The 18,579-nt window shown below is 69.5% G+C and carries 17 protein-coding genes; 9 read left to right on the top strand and 8 right to left on the bottom strand.

The annotated features are described in order from the left end of the window. Window positions 1-39 precede the first annotated feature (39 nt). Entirely contained in the window at window positions 40-1,062 is a 1,023-nt protein-coding gene (locus ACYVF3_RS23660) for a methyltransferase (RefSeq protein ID WP_461156457.1), read from the top strand. 86 nt (window positions 1,063-1,148) lie between these two features. Here ACYVF3_RS23660 and larA read toward each other — a convergent pair whose 3' ends face one another. Continuing rightward, complete coding sequence (gene larA / locus ACYVF3_RS23665; RefSeq protein WP_461156458.1) at window positions 1,149-2,438, bottom strand: nickel-dependent lactate racemase; 1,290 nt, start codon at window positions 2,436-2,438, stop codon at window positions 1,149-1,151. 161 nt (window positions 2,439-2,599) lie between these two features. Between larA and ACYVF3_RS23670 the strand changes: the two genes are divergently transcribed. Next, the gene (locus tag ACYVF3_RS23670; protein ID WP_461156459.1) at window positions 2,600-4,069 is read left to right on the top strand and encodes a sulfatase family protein; all 1,470 of its coding nucleotides are present in this window, start codon (window positions 2,600-2,602) and stop codon (window positions 4,067-4,069) included. Window positions 4,070-4,081: 12 nt separating this feature from the next. Here the strand turns inward: ACYVF3_RS23670 and ACYVF3_RS23675 are convergent, their stop codons facing one another. Next, window positions 4,082-4,843 carry an SGNH/GDSL hydrolase family protein gene (locus ACYVF3_RS23675; protein ID WP_461156460.1) on the bottom strand — a complete coding sequence of 254 codons (762 nt, stop codon included), beginning with the start codon at window positions 4,841-4,843 and terminating at the stop codon, window positions 4,082-4,084. 220 nt (window positions 4,844-5,063) lie between these two features. Here ACYVF3_RS23675 and ACYVF3_RS23680 point away from each other — a divergent pair, with 220 nt between their 5' ends. Beyond that, window positions 5,064-5,966: a hypothetical protein gene (locus tag ACYVF3_RS23680; protein ID WP_461156461.1), complete on the top strand. Its 903-nt coding sequence runs from the start codon at window positions 5,064-5,066 to the stop codon at window positions 5,964-5,966. Between the two features lies 1 nt (window position 5,967). Here the strand turns inward: ACYVF3_RS23680 and ACYVF3_RS23685 are convergent, their stop codons facing one another. Continuing rightward, entirely contained in the window at window positions 5,968-6,774 is an 807-nt protein-coding gene (locus tag ACYVF3_RS23685) for an SAM-dependent methyltransferase (protein WP_461156462.1), read from the bottom strand. 365 nt (window positions 6,775-7,139) lie between these two features. Here ACYVF3_RS23685 and ACYVF3_RS23690 point away from each other — a divergent pair, with 365 nt between their 5' ends. Continuing rightward, window positions 7,140-7,745: a glycoside hydrolase family 25 protein gene (locus ACYVF3_RS23690; RefSeq protein WP_461156463.1), complete on the top strand. Its 606-nt coding sequence runs from the start codon at window positions 7,140-7,142 to the stop codon at window positions 7,743-7,745. Between the two features lie 115 nt (window positions 7,746-7,860). On the opposite strand, the gene ACYVF3_RS23695 is transcribed toward ACYVF3_RS23690, so the two are convergent. Both ACYVF3_RS23695 and ACYVF3_RS23700 read right to left on the bottom strand, forming a co-directional pair. Then, on the bottom strand, window positions 7,861-8,928 hold the full coding sequence (locus tag ACYVF3_RS23695) for a hypothetical protein (RefSeq protein WP_461156464.1): 1,068 nt from the start codon (window positions 8,926-8,928) through the stop codon (window positions 7,861-7,863). Between the two features lie 165 nt (window positions 8,929-9,093). Next, window positions 9,094-9,777, bottom strand: coding sequence for a C39 family peptidase (locus tag ACYVF3_RS23700; RefSeq protein ID WP_461156465.1), 684 nt, complete (start codon window positions 9,775-9,777; stop codon window positions 9,094-9,096). A gap of 1,150 nt (window positions 9,778-10,927) precedes the next feature. Here ACYVF3_RS23700 and ACYVF3_RS23705 point away from each other — a divergent pair. Then, window positions 10,928-12,364, top strand: coding sequence for an amino acid permease (locus ACYVF3_RS23705; protein ID WP_461156466.1), 1,437 nt, complete (start codon window positions 10,928-10,930; stop codon window positions 12,362-12,364). Between the two features lie 65 nt (window positions 12,365-12,429). On the opposite strand, the gene ACYVF3_RS23710 is transcribed toward ACYVF3_RS23705, so the two are convergent. Then, complete coding sequence (locus ACYVF3_RS23710; RefSeq protein WP_461156467.1) at window positions 12,430-12,870, bottom strand: nitroreductase family deazaflavin-dependent oxidoreductase; 441 nt, start codon at window positions 12,868-12,870, stop codon at window positions 12,430-12,432. Between the two features lie 84 nt (window positions 12,871-12,954). Beyond that, on the bottom strand, window positions 12,955-13,674 hold the full coding sequence (locus tag ACYVF3_RS23715; RefSeq protein WP_461156468.1) for a LysR family transcriptional regulator substrate-binding protein: 720 nt from the start codon (window positions 13,672-13,674) through the stop codon (window positions 12,955-12,957). A 42-nt stretch (window positions 13,675-13,716) separates the two neighbouring features. On the opposite strand from ACYVF3_RS23715, the gene ACYVF3_RS23720 reads away from it, so the two are divergent. After that, window positions 13,717-14,127 (top strand): DUF5997 family protein, encoded by a 411-nt coding sequence (locus ACYVF3_RS23720; protein WP_461156469.1) that lies wholly within the window; start codon window positions 13,717-13,719, stop codon window positions 14,125-14,127. A gap of 244 nt (window positions 14,128-14,371) precedes the next feature. After that, complete coding sequence (locus ACYVF3_RS23725) at window positions 14,372-15,271, top strand: AurF N-oxygenase family protein (RefSeq protein WP_461156470.1); 900 nt, start codon at window positions 14,372-14,374, stop codon at window positions 15,269-15,271. A 4-nt stretch (window positions 15,272-15,275) separates the two neighbouring features. On the opposite strand, the gene ACYVF3_RS23730 is transcribed toward ACYVF3_RS23725, so the two are convergent. After that, window positions 15,276-15,962, bottom strand: coding sequence for a TetR/AcrR family transcriptional regulator (locus ACYVF3_RS23730; protein ID WP_461156471.1), 687 nt, complete (start codon window positions 15,960-15,962; stop codon window positions 15,276-15,278). 104 nt (window positions 15,963-16,066) lie between these two features. Between ACYVF3_RS23730 and ACYVF3_RS23735 the strand changes: the two genes are divergently transcribed. After that, window positions 16,067-16,969, top strand: a complete 903-nt coding sequence (locus tag ACYVF3_RS23735) for an AurF N-oxygenase family protein (protein ID WP_461156472.1) — start codon at window positions 16,067-16,069, stop codon at window positions 16,967-16,969. Between the two features lie 10 nt (window positions 16,970-16,979). Continuing rightward, window positions 16,980-18,449 (top strand): FAD-dependent oxidoreductase, encoded by a 1,470-nt coding sequence (locus ACYVF3_RS23740; protein WP_461156473.1) that lies wholly within the window; start codon window positions 16,980-16,982, stop codon window positions 18,447-18,449. The last annotated feature ends 130 nt before the right edge of the window (window positions 18,450-18,579 follow it).

Here is an 18,579-nt window from a genome sequence, read left to right on the forward strand (position 1 = left end):
GAGGCCCGACCGACGCCGAGCAGCCGACAGGAGAACCCCGTGCGAACTCCCCCAGTCGTGCTCGACGCGATGCACGCGACCTTCCTCGCCCGGGCGATGTTCGTGGTCGCCGAGCTCGGGATCGCCGACGTGCTCGCTGAGGGTCCGCTGTCCTGCGCCGACCTCGCGGCGCGGGTGGGCGTCGAGCGGGACCCGCTGCACCAAGTGCTGCGCGCCGTGGCGACCACCGGCCTGCTGCGCACCGAGCCCGGCCCGGAAACCGGTCCGCACCAGCGGTTCGCGCTCACCGAAACCGGTCGCACGCTGCAGGACGAGCACCCGTCCGGCACCAGGGACCTGGTGCTGACCATGCAGGGAGAGCTGTTCTGGAACGCGTTGCGGGTGCTCCCGCAACGGGTGGCCGAGGGTCGCACGGGCCCCGAGATCGCCTGCGGGAAACCGTTCTTCGACCTGATGTCGGAACGACCGGACGAGGCCGCCCGGTTCAACCGGATGATGGTCGCCACCAACTGCGGCGAGGCCTCGGCAGTCGCCGGGGCCTACGACTTCTCCGCCTTCGAACGACTCGTCGACGTGGGCGGCGGCATCGGCACCGTGCTGCTGGAAGTGCTCCGCGAACACCCTCGCCTGCGCGGGGTCCTGCTGGACCTGCCGGGGGTCACCGAGCAGGCCCGGCGGACCATCGCGGAGGCGGGCTTGTCCGCGCGGTGCGAGGTCGTCGAAGGCGACTTCCTCGCAGCGCTGCCGAGCGGAGCGGACGCCTACCTGGTCTCGCGCGTCCTGCACGACTGGGACGACGAGACCTGCGTGCGGGTGCTGCGCTCGTGCGCGCGGGCGATGACCGGTGACAGCCGTCTGCTGCTCGTCGAGAAGGTCCTGCCGGACGACGACGAACCGCATCTCGGCAAGCGGCTGGACCTGGTCATGGTCACGCTCACCCGCGGCCGCGAGCGCACCGCCGCCGAGTACGGCGCGCTGCTCGCCGAAGCCGGGCTGCGCACGATCCGGCACGTGCCCACCGGGACCGCGGCCGGCATCGTCGAGGCCGCGCTCGCGTCCTGACCCAGGAGTCGGTTCAGAACGCGGCGGTAGCCGCTGTTCCAGGTGCGGGACTCAACCCGCACCGCCGAGCACCGCGACAAGCCCCCTCAGGACTCGGCCGAGACGTACGGGATGGTCTGCGGGCCTTCGGGCAGGACGCACACGCGGGCCTGCGGACCGCGTGACGCGAGCTCGTCGGCGACGGCGGTGGCGATGTCGTCGACCCGGTAGAGGTGGGCGGTGCGCAGCTGCTCGTCGGTGAGCTCCGTGGTGTGCACGCCGACGCGGGACGTGGCGAGCACGCGGGCGAGGATCTGCACCTGCCACTGGTCCGGGACCGTCTCGGTGCGCCCGGAGATCGCGCGCAGCAGCGCTTCCGGTGTCGGTTCCGATGCGAGGACTTCGCGGAACGAGCCGTGATCGGGGAAGCCGTCGCTGCACTCGGCCGCGCAGATGATCAGTCCCCCGGGCTCGACGACGGTCGCGGCGGCGGACATGCCCTTGACGGCCTGGTAGACGTTCTGGTCGAGCGGATACCCCGAGTTGGTGGTCACCACGACGTCGTAGCGCTGCGGGACCGGTTGCATCGACAGCTCGCGGACCACGTCGCGCGCGGCGGCGTGCATCGGCAGCAGGTCCCCGCCGAACGCTTCGACGATCCGCTGCTCGCGGTCGAGCACGACGTCGAAGGCGAAGTCGACGCCGGTACCGGCCGCGATGGCGCGGACGTCGTCGTGCACGGGATTGCCCTCGCACACCGCCCAGGTCGCCCGCTCGCTGGCGATGCGCGCCGCGTCGTGCAGCGTGAGCACGGTGTCGAGACCTGCGAGCCCGGGGGCGACGAGCTTGGGTCCGCCGCTGAACCCGGCGAAGAAGTGCGGTTCGACGAAACCGGTGGTGATCCGAACGTCGGCCTCCACCCAGTGCCGGTTCAGCGACACCTGCACGCCGTCACCGAAAGTCCCCACCGGGCGCAGCATCTCGGGGTCCCGGGCGTCGTGGTTGATGATGCGGAGGGTGTCGACCAGCTCGTCACCGAGCATCGCGCGCAGCTCCTCGTCGGTGTTGCCCCGGTGCGTTCCGGTCGCCACGAGCAGCGTGAAGTCGTCCGGCGCGGCGATGCCCTCCAGTTCCGCCAAGAGCGCCCGGACCATCGCTTCCCTGGGCTGCGGCCGGGTGGCGTCGCAGATCGACACCGCGATCCGCTGGCCCGGGCGCACCCGTTCGCGCAGCGGCGGTCCGGCCACCGGCTCGGCCAGCGCCTCGCGCAGCGCCGCCACCGGGTCGGGAGCCGCCGTCGGCTGGGAGGGCGCGACCACGGTCGTGCGGTCGGACGGCAGCTCGACGGTGAGTCCCGTCCTGCCGTAGGCCAGCTCGACCGACACCGTCTTCGTCATTCCTCGCTCCATGTCCGCTCGGGTTCCCCCCATCCTGACCTCGCGAACGGCGCGCGGGGAGTTCGGCCCGAACGCGAAGGGGAATTTTCGGTCATGGTCTTGGTCCGGGACCCTTCGCCAGGCATGCTGTGGCCCGCCGACGTCGTGGGAGGGTGATCAACATGCCGCGTCCGCGGTTGGCCGCGTTCGCGGCCGCCATCGGCGTGATCCTGGCCGGGTGCACCGCTCCCCCGCCTGAGCCGACGAGCGATCCCGCACGCCCGAACATCGTGTTCGTGCTCGTCGACGACATGGACCAGGGCCTGCTGCGGTTCATGCCGCAGGTGCAGCGGATGCAGCGGGAAGGCGTGACGTTCTCGAACTTCACCGTCACCGACTCGCTGTGCTGCCCGTCGCGCGCGTCGCTGCTGTCCGGGAAGTACCCGCACAACACCGGCGTGTTCACCAACGAACCACCGGACGGCGGTTTCGCGGTGTTCCACCGGCGCGACGAGCGCGACACGGTGGGCACGCAGTTGCAGCAGGCCGGGTACCGGACCGGGTTCATGGGCAAGTACCTCAACGGCTACCAGCCGGGCAAAGCGCTGGGCGGGGACGGGCCGTTCGTGCCGCCGGGCTGGGACGAGTGGGCCGTGGCCGGCAACGGTTATCCCGAGTACGACTACAAGCTCAACGTCAACGGCCAGGTGCGCTCGCACGGCCACCGGCCGGGCGACTACCTCACCGACGTGCTGGCCAAGCGCGGCAACGACTTCATCCGCACCAACGCCGCCCGCGGCACACCGTTCTTCCTGGAGGTCGCGCCGTTCGCACCGCACGGCCCGTCGACCCCCGCACCCCGGCACGCCGACGCGTTCCCCGGTCTGACCGCCCCGCGCACGCCGGCCTTCGACGAACCGGACCGCTCGGACAAACCGGCGTGGCTGCGCGCGCTCCCGCCGCTGCCCGCCGCGAAGATCGCCGCGGCGGACGCGAAGTTCCGCAAGCGCGCGCAGTCGTTGCTGGCGGTGGACGACATGCTCGGAGGGTTCCGGCGCACGCTCGCCGAGACGGGTCAAGCTCAGCGCACGCACGTCATCTTCACCTCGGACAACGGTTTCCACCTCGGTGAGCACGCACTGCCCGAGGGCAAGCAGACGGCGTTCGACACCGACGTGCGGGTCCCGCTGGTGGCCACCGGCCCCGGTGTTCCGGCCGGACGCGCGGTGCCGGACTCGGTGCAGAACATCGACTTCCGGCCGACGTTCGCCGAGATCGCCGGTGCCCCACCGAATCCCGAGGTCGACGGGGTCGGCTTCGCGGCGCTGCTGCGCGGTGAGCCCGGCACCGGCAGGAACGTGGCGCTCGTCGAGCACCACGAACCGCCCGCCTCCCGGAAGGATCCCGACCACCAGGAACGGCCCGACGGGGTCCCGCCGACCTACACCGCGATCCGGACCCCCGGAGGCACCTACGTCGAGTACGTCACCGGCGAGCGCGAGTTCTACGACGAGGAGACCGATCCGTTCCAGCTCACCAACACCTACGAGAGCCTTCCACCGGAGCGCCGGGACGAGCTCCACCGCACGCTCACCGGGCTCGCCGCCTGTCGCGGCAGCGCGGAGTGCACCGAATCGGCCACTGTGCGCTGAACGTCCCCTTCTTCACGAGATCTTCTGCAGAGTGGCACGTTTGGCGTTTCGTCCGTCTCCCGAGGATCGTCCGGTGATCCGCCGCCACAGCCACGGCGCCAGGAACACCGCCGCCCAGCGGAGCTCGGCGGCGACCGTCCGCACCGGACCGGGGGCGGGCTGCGGCGGGAGCGGGTCGCTCCAGGACTCGTCGGCGCCCGGCAGTCCGAGCGCGTGCCCGAAACCGTTGGCCAGCAGCGCGTGCCCCGCGGGGTTGAGGTGCAGGCGGTCGCTGCTCCAGATCCGCCGGTCGGCGCAGACCGGGTGCCGATCGGCTTCCACGACGGTGGCGCCGTGCTTCGCGGCGATCTCGCGGATCCGGGCGTTGAACTCGGTCAGCCTGGGCTGGCGCGACCGGGCCATCGGGGCGATCTCACCGATGTCGGGGTAGGTCACGGTGGCGACGTGCGCACCGGCCTCGCGCAGCGCGCTGACCATCTCCTCCAGGTGCGCGGCGACCGCGTCGGCGTCGTAGCCGCTGCTCAGCACGTCGTTGAGGCCCGCGACGACGGTGACCAGGTCGGGCTGGAGCTGCAGAGCCGGCCCGAGCTGCTGGGCGCGCACCTCGCCGATGAGCCGTCCGCGCACGGCCAGGTTGGCGTAGCGGAAGCCGGGATCGAGGGCCGCGAGCTGCTCAGCGAGCCGGTCCGCCCAGCCGCGCAGGCCGCGCCGGTCATCACCGTCCCCCACGCCCTCGGTCTGGCTGTCCCCGATCGCCACGTACCGCGCGTACATGCCCCGCCCTCCTCGGTGGTCGACATCGTCCTCGTGGCACAGCAAACCACTCGCGGGATGAAAGGAGGCGGACCGTACCGGGTTTCACCGATGCTGGGTCGAGGCTCCGCAGCCGATCGCCGGTTTCGCAGAGTCACCCACTCGCGACGGCGCGTAGTTGTCGGGAGTTTTTGCTCATGCGGCCAACCGGCGTAAGCGCGTGTGTGTCATCGTCACACCCATGGGCACCGAGGTATGGGTGACGTGGATCCCGGCCGTCCTGGCGCTGGTGGCCGCCGGGGTCTCCGGCTGGCTGCTGTGGTCTGCCCGGAAGACCGCTGAGGAAACCACTCGGCGCTCCGAAACCGTGCGCCGCATGACGGCGGCGGTCGAGGCCAACGCGGAGAAGACCGACCACGCCGCCACGACCGCGACCGAGCAGGCCGAGCGCGCATGGGAGCAGGTGAAGCTGTCGCGCAGCCAGCTCGACGAAGCCCGCGAGGAACGCCACGCCAGCACGCAGGCCGAGCAGTGGGAGTGGGCCTACGCGCTGACCACCGCTGCCCGGGAGCTGGTCAACAGCTGCCACGAGCTCATCCGCATGTCCCTGGACTCGCAGGTCGCCCCGCACTACCGCACGGCAGCGGACCGGCACTACCGCCAGGCCGGTCAGCGCTGGCAGGACACCATGATCAAGGCGATCGCGCGCACCCAGCCGCCGCTGGAGATGCAGCAGCAGGTCGCCACGTTCGCCGAGGTGCACCAGAGGCTACACGGTCAGCTCGGCGTGCTGCTGCGCGCCGTGGAGACCAATACGCTCACCGAAGGCGACACGCTCACCAAGCAGGTCCACGGGATGCGCCACGAGCTCAACAACGCGCACCGGAACCTGCAGCGCATCGTGAGCACGAGCTTGTCCGCCCCGGCTCCCCAAGGTGCGCAGACCAACGGCACCGCGGCTCAGGCCGGCCCGCCGCAGAGCAAGGCCGCCCAGATCAACGCCTCCCAGCAGACCCAGCTCACCCCGGCGGTGTCGCCGAACGCGGTCCGGACCGAGGGCGCCCAGCAGACCACGCAGAACCGGGCGCTGACCCCGGCGGAGCCGCCGACCCAGCAGCTCGGCAACAGGCCGGCCAGGGGCTGACTCAGGGCTTGCGGGCGATCCCCGCGTACATGGCGATGTCGGCTTCGGGGACGTCGAGCGACGCGGAGTCGTCGGCCCGCCACTTGTGCATCTGGACCACCCCCGGGTCGACGAGGTCGAGTCCCGAGAAGAAGCGCTCAGCGGTGGCGTGCGTCCGGAACTTCAGCGTCTCCCCGTGCTCGCGGTACGCGCGGCGGACCTCCGCCAGCAGTTCGGGGGCGTAGTCGTCGGTGGCGATCGTGGCGGCCACGTAACTTCCCGGCGGCAGCACGTCGACGATGCGGCGCACGACGTCGAGCGCCTCGTCGTCCTCCTCGATGAAGTGCACGACCGCGATCAGCATCAGCCCGATCGGCCGGCTCGGGTCCAGGGTCTCCCGGAACTCCCGCGAGCCGAGGATCGTGTCGGGATCGCGCAGGTCGGCGTCGACGTAGGCGGTGGCGCCCTGCCTGGTGCGCGACATCAGCGCGCGGGCGTGGGCGAGCACGATCGGATCGTTGTCGGTGTAGAGGACGCTGGCTTCCGGCGTCACCTCCTGGACGACCTCGTGCAGGTTCGGCCGGGTCGGGATGCCCGTGCCGATGTCGAGGAACTGCTCGATGCCGCATTCGGTGGCCAGGAACCGCCCGGCGCGGTGCATGAACTCGCGGTTGGCCCGCATGTGCACCGGCAGCGCGGGCCAGACCTGCTTGGACGCCTCCGCGGCCGCGCGGTCGACGGCGTAGTTGTCCTTGCCGCCGAGGATGTAGTCGTAGATCCGTGCGCCGTGCGCCACGTCCGTGCGCAGGTCTTGACCACCGTCGCTCATTCCGCCCCTCCCGAAGACACCGGCCCGATCGTGTCAAAGATCAACACCCGGGTCCACGCCTCCCGCGCACCAGGGAGGTCACATCAGCCGCGTTCACCACGCGGGGACCCGGTATCGCTGACGTCGTGCGCGCGGGCTGCGCCGGCCGCTCCAGCGGCCGATCGCAGGAGCACCAATCGCGACTGCGCCGTCCGGGTGCTCCATACGTGGGAATTCCGGGCGTTCACCCCACAGGGCGATCCGTTCTTGAGACCGTGTGCCCAACGTGGGTTGATCACCAGCGCAGCCGACCGTCCGGCCTGGGGAACACCGGCGGTGCCCTCGCGAGCGTTGCGCAACCCGAGCACAACAAGATGAGGGACCCCATGGACTACGGAATCGACATCAGCCACCACAACGCCGTCGACGACTGGGCTGCGGTCCGCGGCAACAACATCACCTTCGCGAGCATGAAGCTGACCGAGGGCCAGACCTGGGTCGACGACGCGGCCGGAGCCCACGTGGCCGGAGCGCGCGGCGCGGGCATCGCCACCGGTGGCTACCACTTCGCCCGTCCCGGGGCCATCGACCCCCAGGTCGGGCACTTCGCCTGGTGGATGGGCCAGCACGGCCTCAAGGAGCCGGGCAACATGTGGCCGATGCTCGACATGGAGGACGCCGAGATCGCCGATCCGAACGCCTTCATCCCCGAGTTCATCCGGCTGCTGCGCATCGCCACCGGCGTCCGGGGGGTGCTGGTGTACGCGAGCCTGAACTGGTTCCAGAACATCATCGACCCGAACCTGTGGGCCGGGGACGACGTGCTGCTGTGGATCGCCCGCTACAACGGCGATCCCGGCAACCCCGGTTGGTCGCACCCGCGCCTTGCGCTGCACCAGCACAGCGACGCGGGCCAGGTCCCCGGCATTCCCGCCGGTGTCGACCGCAACGCCACCGTCGGCGGCTACACCCAGGCGGCCTTCACCCTCTGACCCGCGCCTCGGGCCCGCCCCTCGTCCCCAGGGGGAAGTTTTCATGAAAACTTCCCCCTGGGGACAGAGCGACACCCGCCCGGAGATTCCGGTCGGGTGCCGCCATCGGAGCGTTTCAGCCTCGGTGGAGCGAGGCGAACGGCGCCGAGTTGATGTCGGACCCGGCGTTGCCGATGCCGAGCAGGTGGCCATCGACCTCCGCCCCGGTGAGGGGTGCGCCTTCGGCCGGTCCGGCGACGGCCTGCCAGGCGGTGCCGTCGTAGCGCAGAGGGCCGGAGTCGGCGAGGTTCCAGAGCGCGCCCTCGGCGTGGACGAACTCGCCGGGAACACCCGCGTCCGGAGCGGGGACTTCAGCCCACTCCACGCCGTTCCAGTGCAGCAGCACGGGTTTCGTCTGATCGGGCTCGTCGTAGACGCGGGCGGCGGCCGAGACCCACACGTCGTCCGGTGCGCGGGCGGCCACGTCGTCCACCAGGAGGTAGGCGCCCTCGGGCATCTCGATCGGGGGCACGGGCACCTCGGTCCACGCGGTTCCGTCCCAGTGCACCGAGATCGGGGCCGATCCCTTCGCGCCCACGATCCACAGGTCGTCCGGGCTGCCGCCGATCGCGTTCACCGTTGCATCCTGGACCGACGCCGGCAGCGGCAGATCCTGCCAGGCGGCGCCGTCCCAGCGCTGGGCGAAGCTGTACTGACGGGACTCCTGCCCGTCGGCGAATCCCTTGCCGATGCTCCAGACCTCGTCACCGACCACGGCGACGTCGTCCGGCCGCACCCGGGTGACCCCCGGAACCTCCACCGGGGTCTCGATCCACGCGGCACCGTCCCAGTGCAGCAGTGCTCCCGCGGTGTTCTTGTACCCCCAGCCGATCGTCCACGCGTCGTTCGGGCCGGCCACGGCCGAGGACACCAGGCGACCGACGGAGGGCACCGGGACCTCCGCCCAGCTCCCGTCGGCGCCGCGGCGGTAGGCCTGGGAGGTCGACGAGGTGCCGCCTGCCTGACCGAACGAGCCGAACGCCCAGGTCTCGCCGCCCCCGCTCGATGCGGTGGAGATGATCGACGAGACGTCGGGCCGTTGCGGGAACGGCTCGGCCGTCCACGTCTCCTGGGCGCTGGCGACGCCTCCCACCAGCGCGCTCGCCGCGGTGAGCGCGGTGATGATCGCGGTCTTCTTCAGCACGGTCTTCCCCCTCCGAGTGGTGGTACCACCCTGCAGACGCCGTGAACCGCGACCGGGTTGTCCAGACCGGAGCACGAAAATCGCTGCGGCGGCCTCCGTTTCCGGAGACCGCCGCAGCGATGTCTTTCGCATCGGACCAGGCGGGGAGGCCTGGCGCCGATGTGATCAGGCCACGTAACCGCGTTGCTTCACCAGGGAGGTCAGCTGGTCGAGGCTCAGCCAGTACTCCTTGTTGCCGCCGAAGTTCGCCGGGTCGGCGATCTTGACGTTCTTGTGCTGGGCGTCGTACCCGACGACCGACACGTAGTGGTAGATCGTCTGGCTCGACGGGTAGCCGGGCGGCTGGTTGCCGGGCTCGGCCACGATGTTGGCGACCATGGCCTTGCCGTCGTCGATGTTGCGAACCGTGTCGTTCCACAGCTCGTTGCTCATCTCCGGCGACTGCGGCTTCTCGCTGAGGTCCTTGGCCACGTAGTGCGCGCCGGTGGGAGCCAGCAGCTTGTTCATGCCGTCAGCGACCTGACCGACGTGGTCGGTGCCGTTCTCAGTGGTGCGCAGGGTCTTGGCCAGCTCGGACTGGGAAGGCAGCTCCCCGGTCTTGCTGGACATCGCGATGCGCGTGGCGGCGGGGCCGCACCAGTAACCGGTCAGCTGCTTCTCGTAGTTGACCGGCAGGGTCTTGGTGGCTTCCCGCGGCTTGACCTCCGCGGGCTTCTTCTGGGCCTTCTGCTCAGCCTTGTCGGCCTTCGGGGCGGCCGGCGCTGCGGGGACAGCGGCGGGGCTCAGAGCAACGGGGGCGTGGGCTTCGGGGATTGCCGGGGACAGGGCGGCGGGGGCGGGGCTCTGCACACCAACCGGTTGCGTGGCAGCGTCAACGCTGTGCGGGGTCGATGTTTCGGCGCTTGCCAATGCACCGAGGCCCAGTGCTGCGGCCAATCCGACGGGGACAACCGCAACTGCGAGCCGGGGCATCTAGGTCTCCGTTTCAAGGCGGGATCATTACAACTTCATATCCTTACGCCAAGCGACGATCCTTTAATGGGCCGAATGGAGCAATCCAATGAGGCCCGCACCACCATCTCACTCCGCGTCACCTGATCGTCTCCGCAGGTCACAGGCACAACGGATGACCATGGTGAAGCGATCGACTTCGCCTCGGAAAAACTGTCCGTGAACGGCCGGGCACGCAATGCGATAACTGCGTAGCGAAATGCGAACCGGCAATTGACGCAGCGTGTCCGAATGGAATGGGCTGCGAGTAATCAGCCGAACACTCATCGTCGACCGGGTGGCCAGCGTCACTTTTCCGCCGCGCGTTCCGCCCCGGTTCGCACCTCCCCGTGGGGCGGTCGCGCCCCCGGCGGACGACTCCGGGTGACCGCGCCCACGCCGCTCGCGGACCCGCTCGACCGATTCACCACGGGCCGCCGCGACACGTGGTGACGGTGCGCGAGGACCGCCCCGGCCAGGCCGATGGCTGCTCCGGGTGACCGGCACACCGCCCCCGGCGGCGATGGCACCGGCGGCCCGGTCGGCTTCTCCGGGCACCGCGCGTGAGCAATGGCCGTCCGCGCAGAGATGCACTCACTGCGACGGAGCGAATGCGCTCCGAGAGGAACTCGAAAAGCCCGGAATTGATCCACAGTGCACCCTTTCGTCCGGTTCTTCCCTTTGGTGCGCGGGGTTTTGCGCGCGGGAAATTCCCATTTGCCGAGCGCGCGATGAGGACGAACGCCGATGCGGCGCGCAGCTGGACGGCGTAGCCGATCTTTCACCGGATCACCGAAACAACCGTCCACCAGGGACGACGAGACCTGCGCCACAGGGTGCGGGTTCTGTGAAAGACGGTTCCCCGCCACGCAGAACTGACTCGTGCGCAACGCGGACGCAAAATTCCGGTGACTAGTATCGCCCCGCCGGATGACCTAGCACCGGCACGAAAAACGCCTGGACGTCGCTTTTCTCCGGCGTGTCCTGGTCACGAAGGGACTTGGTTTTCGTGGATTCATCGTTGCGGTCGGGGCAGGATCCTGCGCCCACGACCGACGCCGAGGGCTATTCGAAGTCGCTCGGCAACCGCCAGGTGCAGATGATCGCCATCGGCGGCGCGATCGGCGTCGGGCTCTTCCTGGGCGCAGGAGGCAAGCTCGCCACGGTCGGCCCGTCGCTCGTGGTCGCCTACGCGCTGTGCGGTCTGGCCGCGTTCTTCGTCATGCGCGCCCTCGGTGAACTGGTGCTGCACCGGCCGGTCGCAGGCAGCTTCGTGGAGTACGCCCGCGAGTTCATCGGCCCCTGGGCGGGTTTCGCCTCCGGCTGGATGTACTGGCTGAACTGGGCGATGACCGGCATCGCCGAGATCACCGCGGTCGCGATCTACGTGCACCGCTGGCTGCCGGACCTGCCGCAGTGGATCACCGCGCTGATCGCGCTCGGCGTGCTGCTGGCGGTCAACCTCGTGTCGGTGAAGCTCTTCGGCGAGCTGGAGTTCTGGTTCTCGCTCGTCAAGGTCGTGGCGATCCTGGTGTTCCTGGTCGTGGGCCTGGGCCTGGTGTTCACCGCCACCGACATCGGCGGAGCACCGGCCGGACCGGCCAACCTCACCTCGCACGGCGGATTCTTCCCAGCGGGCTTCGGCATCACCTTGATGGCGATGCAGTCGGTGATCTTCGCCTACTCGGCGATCGAGATGGTCGGCATCACCGCGGGTGAGGCCAAGGACCCGCACAAGGTGCTGCCCAAGGCCATCAACGGCGTCGTGTGGCGGATCGCGATCTTCTACGTCGGTTCCGTGCTGCTGCTGGCGATGCTGCTGCCGTGGACGGTCTTCAGCGCCGACGAGAGCCCGTTCGTCACCGTGTTCTCCCGCCTGGGCGTCCCCTACGTCGGCGACCTGATGAACGCCGTGGTGCTCACCGCCGCCCTGTCGTCGTGCAACTCGGGCCTGTACTCGACCGGCCGGATCCTGCGAGCGCTGGCCAACGACGGCGAGGCACCCGGATTCGCGGCGAAGATGAACAAGCGCCACGTCCCCTACGGCGGAATCCTGTTCACCGCAGGCGCTTTCGTCCTCGGCGTGATCCTCAACGGCATCGTGCCGGAGTCGGCGTTCGAGATCGCCACGGCGATCGCCTCGCTGGGCGTGGTCGCCACCTGGGCGACGCTGGTGATCTGCCAGATGCGCTTGCGCACCAAGGCGTTGCGCGGCGAGATCGAGCGGCCGAGCTACCGGATGCCGGGCGCTCCGTACACGAGTTGGGCCACGCTGACGTTCCTGGCCTTGGTGATCGTGCTGATGGGCTTCTCCGACGGCCCCGAGCGGATCGCCTTCATCTCGATCCCCGCCATCGTCGCGGTGATCGCGCTGAGCTGGTGGCTGATCACGCGCGGCCGCAAGAAGCGCGACAACGCCGAGCCGATGGCCACCATCGGTTCGTGATCAGCGCATGAGACGGGAGAACGGCTTCCGGGATCAGGAAGCCGTTCTCCCGTTTTCAGGTCCGCTCAGGACTCGACGGGCTCCAGCAGGACGACCGGGATCGTGCGGTCGGTCTTGGTCTGGTACTCCGCGTAGTTCGGGAACGCCGCGACCGCGCGGTCCCACCACAGCTCGCGCTCCTCGCCGCTGAGCTCGCGTGCCGCGTAGTCCCGGCGCACCGGACCGTCCTGCAGCTCGACGGTCGGGTTCGCGCGAATGTTGTGGTACCAGACGGGGTTCTGCGGTGCACCGCCCAGCGAGGCGACCACGGCGTAGCGCCCGTCGTGCTCCACCCGCATCACGGGGGTCTTGCGGATCTTGCCGGACCGGGCGCCCTTCGTGGTCAGCACGACCACGGGAAGGCCGTGGATCGTGGTGCCCTCGGTACCGCCCGATCTCTCGTAGGTCTCGACCTGGTCGCGCACGAACTCGGTGGGGCTCGGGGCGTACTCGCCGGTCAACGGCATCGTCGTACCTCCATCGCACAGTCGGGACGTGCTCAGCACAACGCCGGCCGTCCGGCGGGCATTCCGGTGGTCACCCGACCGGGGTCACCGGCGACGAGGCTTGCGCCCCTTGCCCGGTGAGGGACCGCGGCGCGGCGCGGGCTTGCGCACCTGGGGCTTGGCCGGAGCCTTCTTCTTCGCCTTGGCGGGCTCGGGCTGCTGCTTGCCCCGGGTGCTGTTGGGGGTGCGGCCTCGGACGATCCCGATGAACTGCTCCATCAGATCGGTGGTCTCGTCGTCGGTCCAGGTCAGCGCGACGGTGGACTCGACGGCGTCGGTGATCGGCCGGTAGGTGAGGTCCTTGCGGTGGTGCAGCCGCGCCAGCGACTGCGGCACGACCAGCAAGCCGACCCCGGCCGCGACCAGCACGATCGCATCACCCGTGGTGGCCGGGCGCTCGACCGCCGGCTGTCCCGGCGGGCGCTGCCAGTCGAGGGTGTCGTCGAGCGGGTGCAGCACCACGTCGTCGACCAGGTCCTCGGAGGTGACCTCGTCAGCCGCGGCGACCACGTGGTCCTTGGGCACCACGACCACCGTCTGCTCGGTGTAGAGCGGAATCGCGTGCAGCCCGGTGCGATCGATCGGGAGCCGCAGCAGCGCGGCGTCGGCCTCCCCGCCGCGCACCAGCTCGCTCGCGCCCTCATCCGGGACCTGGACGAGGTTGAGCGGAACCAGGGGTTCGCGCTCCTGCCACTTGCGCGCCCACTTGTCGGGCGTGACGCCGGGGACGTAGGCGAGATCGAAGGACGGGGCCGACTCTGTCACCTGCCCAGACTACCGGCCGGAGTCGCCGGTTACGCTGGTCGGATGACGTCGCGCAAATCCGTCCAGACGATGAAGCCCGCCACGGCGGCCAAGAAGCTCGGTGTCCTGCTGGAGGCCACCCCCGCCGAATTCCAGGAGGGGGTCGTCTCGCGCGACGAGCTCAACGCCCTGCAGGCCGAGCCGCCGGAGTGGCTGCGCGACCTCCGCCGCAACGGCCCGCACCCACGCCCGGTCGTCGCGGCGAAGCTGGGCGTGTCGATCAGCGGCCTCACCCGCAACGGCTACGCGGACCCGCTGACCACCGAGCAGATCAACGCGATCCGCGACGAGAACCCCGACTGGCTCCAGCAGGAGCGCACCACCCGCGTCGAGGCCCGCCACGAGGAAGAACGCGCCCAGGCGCGCAAGGCGGCCAAGGCGGAGAAGGCCCAGAAGGCCCGCGAGAACTCCTGACCTCCTTCACCCGAGAGCCGCACGCGATGCGGCCCTCGGGCGCTGGGCCGGGCGGCCCGTGATCGGGAGCCGAGGACACGTCCTGGTCGTCCGCAGGATCCTGGCCTCCGCCAAGCGCTTGGCGGAGCGGTCCGGGAGCTGACGAACGCACTTCCGCGGCAGAAGAGGTGGGGACAGGACGCCCATTTATGGGGTACGGTCCTGTTCCTGTTACTTCTAGTACGACGAAGTGCGGAGGTACCCGATGACCGCCGTCGATGTGGCCGGCCTGGGCGTGGAGCAGGATTCCCGTCGCCTGCTGGAGTCCTCGCAGACGCTGTCCTACGACCCGATCACCGAGATCGACTGGGACGGCCCGCTACCGGATGACCAGTACGGGCTGAACCCCGAGTGGAGCACCCTCTACGGCACGCCGCTGTGGGACGAGCTCACCGAGCAGCAGCGCGTCACGCTCACCAGGCACGAAGTCGGCTCGATCATGAGCACCGGCATCTGGTTCGAGATGATCCTGCAGCAGATGATCCTGCGCGACCAGTACGTGAAGAATCCCGCGAACTCCGAGTTCCAGTTCGCGCTCACCGAGATCGCCGACGAATGCCGGCACTCCATCATGTTCGCCCGCATCTGCCAGAAGCTCGAAATCCCCGCCTACCAGCCGCCGAAGGACATCGTCGAGTTCGCCCGCGCCTTCAAGAGCCTGGCAGGCGGAGAGGTCGCCTACGCGGGCGCGCTCGTCGCCGAAGAGGTCCTGGACGTGATGCAGCGCGACTGGATGCGCGGCGAGAACGTCCTGGACATCGTGCGCACCAGCTCCAAGATCCACGTGGTCGAGGAGTCCCGGCACATGAAGTTCGCCCGCGAGGAGACCCGCGCGCACATGCGCGGCGTCGGCACCGTGCAGCGGCACGCCAGCGCGCTGCTGGTCGCCGCGGTCGCCTACGCGATCGTCTCCAGCCTCGTCAGCCCGCAGGTCTACAAGGCCGTCGGCATCGCACCCCGGCGCGGGCTCACCGCGGCGCGGGTCAACGAGCACCGGAAGTCCATGCTGCGCAACGCTTGTGCGGGACTCATGGAGTTCCTGGACGAGGCGGGCCTGCTGACCTCACCGGCGGTCGCGATCTACAAGCGCGTCCACATGCTCTGAAGCCCTACTCGTCGTCCGTTTCCGCGTCGAGCAGTGGCAGGTCGGGGTCCATCTCGATGCCGTAGTACTGCAGCGATCGGTCGAGCAGGCACCAGGTCCAGTCGCAGAGCCAGTCGGTGAGCTCGTCGAGCGTGAGCCCGTCCGGGTCCTCCTGCCAGCTGCCCGCGCTGGACTCGACGAGCCCGACGATGCCGAAGGCCAGCGATTGCACGACCGGCGGCTGGACGCCGAACCGGTCGAGGAAGTGCTGGAAGAGCCCGATGACCTGGCGAGCGATGACCGTCTTCACGTCGGTGATGACGTTCTGCCCGGCCTCGCCGGTCGCCGAGTTCATGCTCAGGTAGTGGTAGAGGTTGCCGTGCTCAGCGAGCCAGTTGGTGTGCGCGCCGATCGCGGCGCGGATCATCTCCCGAGGCGTGCCGCTGGGGTGGAACATCGGCGCGAGCTCGTCGGTGACCATCTCGGCGACGCGTTCGGCGATGGCCGCGCCCAGGTCAGCGGTGTCGTTGAAGTACTTGTACAGCCGCGGCCTGGCGACACCGGCCTCTTCGGCCATCTGCTCGACGGACACGTCGGGGCCGTGCTTGGCGATCGCGCTCAGCGCCGCATCGACCAGCTCTTTCCGGCGCTTCTCGCGGTATCCGGCCCACCTGGCGCTCCGGCCGTCCACTTGCCGTGTTGATGCGGTCACCTACGGAGTCTATCGGTCGCGAAAAAAGGGCTCCGCATCCACGGATTTATGGGGTACAGTTTGTTCCTGTTACTTCGAGTACCACTAACTGCGGAGGTGCGCCCATGACCGCCGTCGGCGTTGCCGGCCAGAGCGCCGAGCAGGACTTCTCCAGCCGCCTGCTGGAGTCGTCGCAGACGTTGTCCTACGACCCGATGACCGAGATCGACTGGGACGCCCCGCTACCCGAGGACCAGTACGGGCTGAACCCCGAGTGGAGCACGCTCTACGGGACCAAGCTGTGGGACGAGCTCACCGAACAGCAGCGGATCAACCTGACTAGGCACGAGGTCTGCTCGATCATGAGCACCGGCATCTGGTTCGAGATGATCCTGCAGCAGATGATCCTGCGGGACCAGTACGTGCAGGACCCCGCGAACTCGGAATTCCAGTTCGCGCTCACCGAGGTCGCCGACGAATGCCGGCACTCCCTCATGTTCGCCCGCATCTGCCAGAAGCTCGAGGTGCCCGCCTACTTCCCGGGCAGGTTCGTCATCGAGCTCGCGCGCGGGCTGAAGAGCCTCGCCGGGGGCGAGGTCGCCTACGGGGCCGGCCTGGTCGCCGAGGAAGTCCTCGACGTCATGCAGCGCGACTGGATGCGCGGCGAGAACGTGCTCGACATCGTGCGCACCAGCTCCAAGATCCACGTGGTCGAAGAATCCCGGCACATGAAGTTCGCCCGGGAGGAGATCAAGGAGCACATGCAGGGCGTCGGGCGGACCAAGCGCCACCTCAGCGCGACGGTGATCGCCATCGCCGCCTACGTCATCGTCAACGCGCTGGTCAGCCCGAAGGTCTACGCCGCCGTCGGCATCGACACCAAGCGGGCGCTCGCCGAGGTCAAGTCCAACGAGCACCGGAAGTCGCTGATGCGCAACGCGAGCGCCGGCCTCATGGAGTTCCTCGACGATGCAGGACTGCTCACCCGTCCGGCGATCGCGCTCTACAAGCGCGTGCACATGATCTGAGCCGACGACGATGACCTACGCGATCACGCAATCCTGTTGCGCCGACGCATCCTGCATCTCGGTGTGCCCGGTCAACTGCATCCACCCCACCCCCGACGAGCCCGACTTCGGGACCACCGACCGGCTCTACATCGACCCGCGCGCCTGCATCGGCTGCGGCGCTTGCGCCGATGCGTGCCCGGTCGACGCGGTGTTCCCGATCGACAAGCTCACCGGGGAGCTGGCCGTCCACGCCGAGATCAACCGGGAGCGGTTCTCCGACATCCCGGCGGACCACTCCTGGGGACAGCCGCAGTTCCCGCGATCGCTGCCCACCCACGCGGCGTCGCCGAGCGTCGCCGTCGTGGGCACCGGCCCCGCGGCCGGGTACGCGGTGCAATCCCTGCTGCGCTCCACCGACGCCGAGATCACGCTGATCGACCGGATGACGACCCCGGGTGGGCTGATCAAGTTCGGCGTGGCGCCGGATCACCCGAGCACCAAGCAGATCGAGCACACCTTCGCGACGAGCTTCAAGCACCCGCGGGTGCGCATGCACCTCGGCGTGGAGGTCGGGCGGCACGTCACCCACGCGGAGCTCACCGAGCACCACAACGCGGTGGTCTACGCCGTGGGCGCGCCCGGTCACCGCACGCTCGGACTGCCCGGTGAGGACCTGCCGGGGACGCTGGCCGCGCGCGAGTTCGTCGGCTGGTGCAACGGACATCCGGACATCCCGGCCGACACCGTGGAGCTGTCGTCGGAGCGGGTCGTGATCGTGGGCAACGGCAACGTGGCGCTGGACGCCGCGCGACTGCTGCTCAGCGACCCCGACGAGCTGGTCGGCACCCCGATCGCCGAGCACGCCCTCGCGGCCCTGCGAACGAGCAAGGTCCGGGAAGTCGTGCTGCTCGCGCGGCGAGGTCCCGAGCACGCGGCTTTCACGCGGTCGGAGTGGATCGGCATCCAGCACCGGTTGAAGGACCGCATCGTCATCGACGGTCATGGCGGCACGGCGGAGGCGATCGACTCGGCGGAGCACGACTCGACTGCCGCGCTGCTGGGCGGGTTGCCGGTCGAGGACGTCGACTGGGACCGGCCTCCGGGTGAGGAACGCCGTCTGGTGCTGCGGTTCTCCTCCGCACCGAGCGAGGTCGTCGGCGACCCGCAGGTCCGCGCGCTGCGCGTCGGCGACGGCCCGGGGAGCCGCGATCTGGAGACAGGGATGGTGCTGTGGTCGGTCGGCAGCCGCGGGGTGCAGATCCCGCAACTGCCGTTCGACGAGGAGAGCGGGGTCATCCCGAACACCGGCGGCCGGGTGCAGCCGGGCACCTACGTGGTCGGCTGGGCGAAACGCGGTGCGGCCGGTGGCATCGGCGCCAACCGCGCGTGCGCGTCGGAGACCATCGACTCCTTCATCGACGACGCCACCGCGGGCCGCCTCCACCAACCCCCCAAGAACGCCAAGTCCTTCGCGAAGCTCCTCCGCTCCCGGCGCTGACGTCCCTGGAGCAGCCCAGTTTTAGTCCAAACTGAGCCGACATTTCGGGCACGAAAGACGCCCAATTAGGACTAAATGTGATGTCCGGGGAGGTTGTCCCGGTGGGTTGTCCGTAGACAGGTGAAGGCCT

This window comes from Saccharopolyspora tripterygii (genome assembly GCF_054778355.1).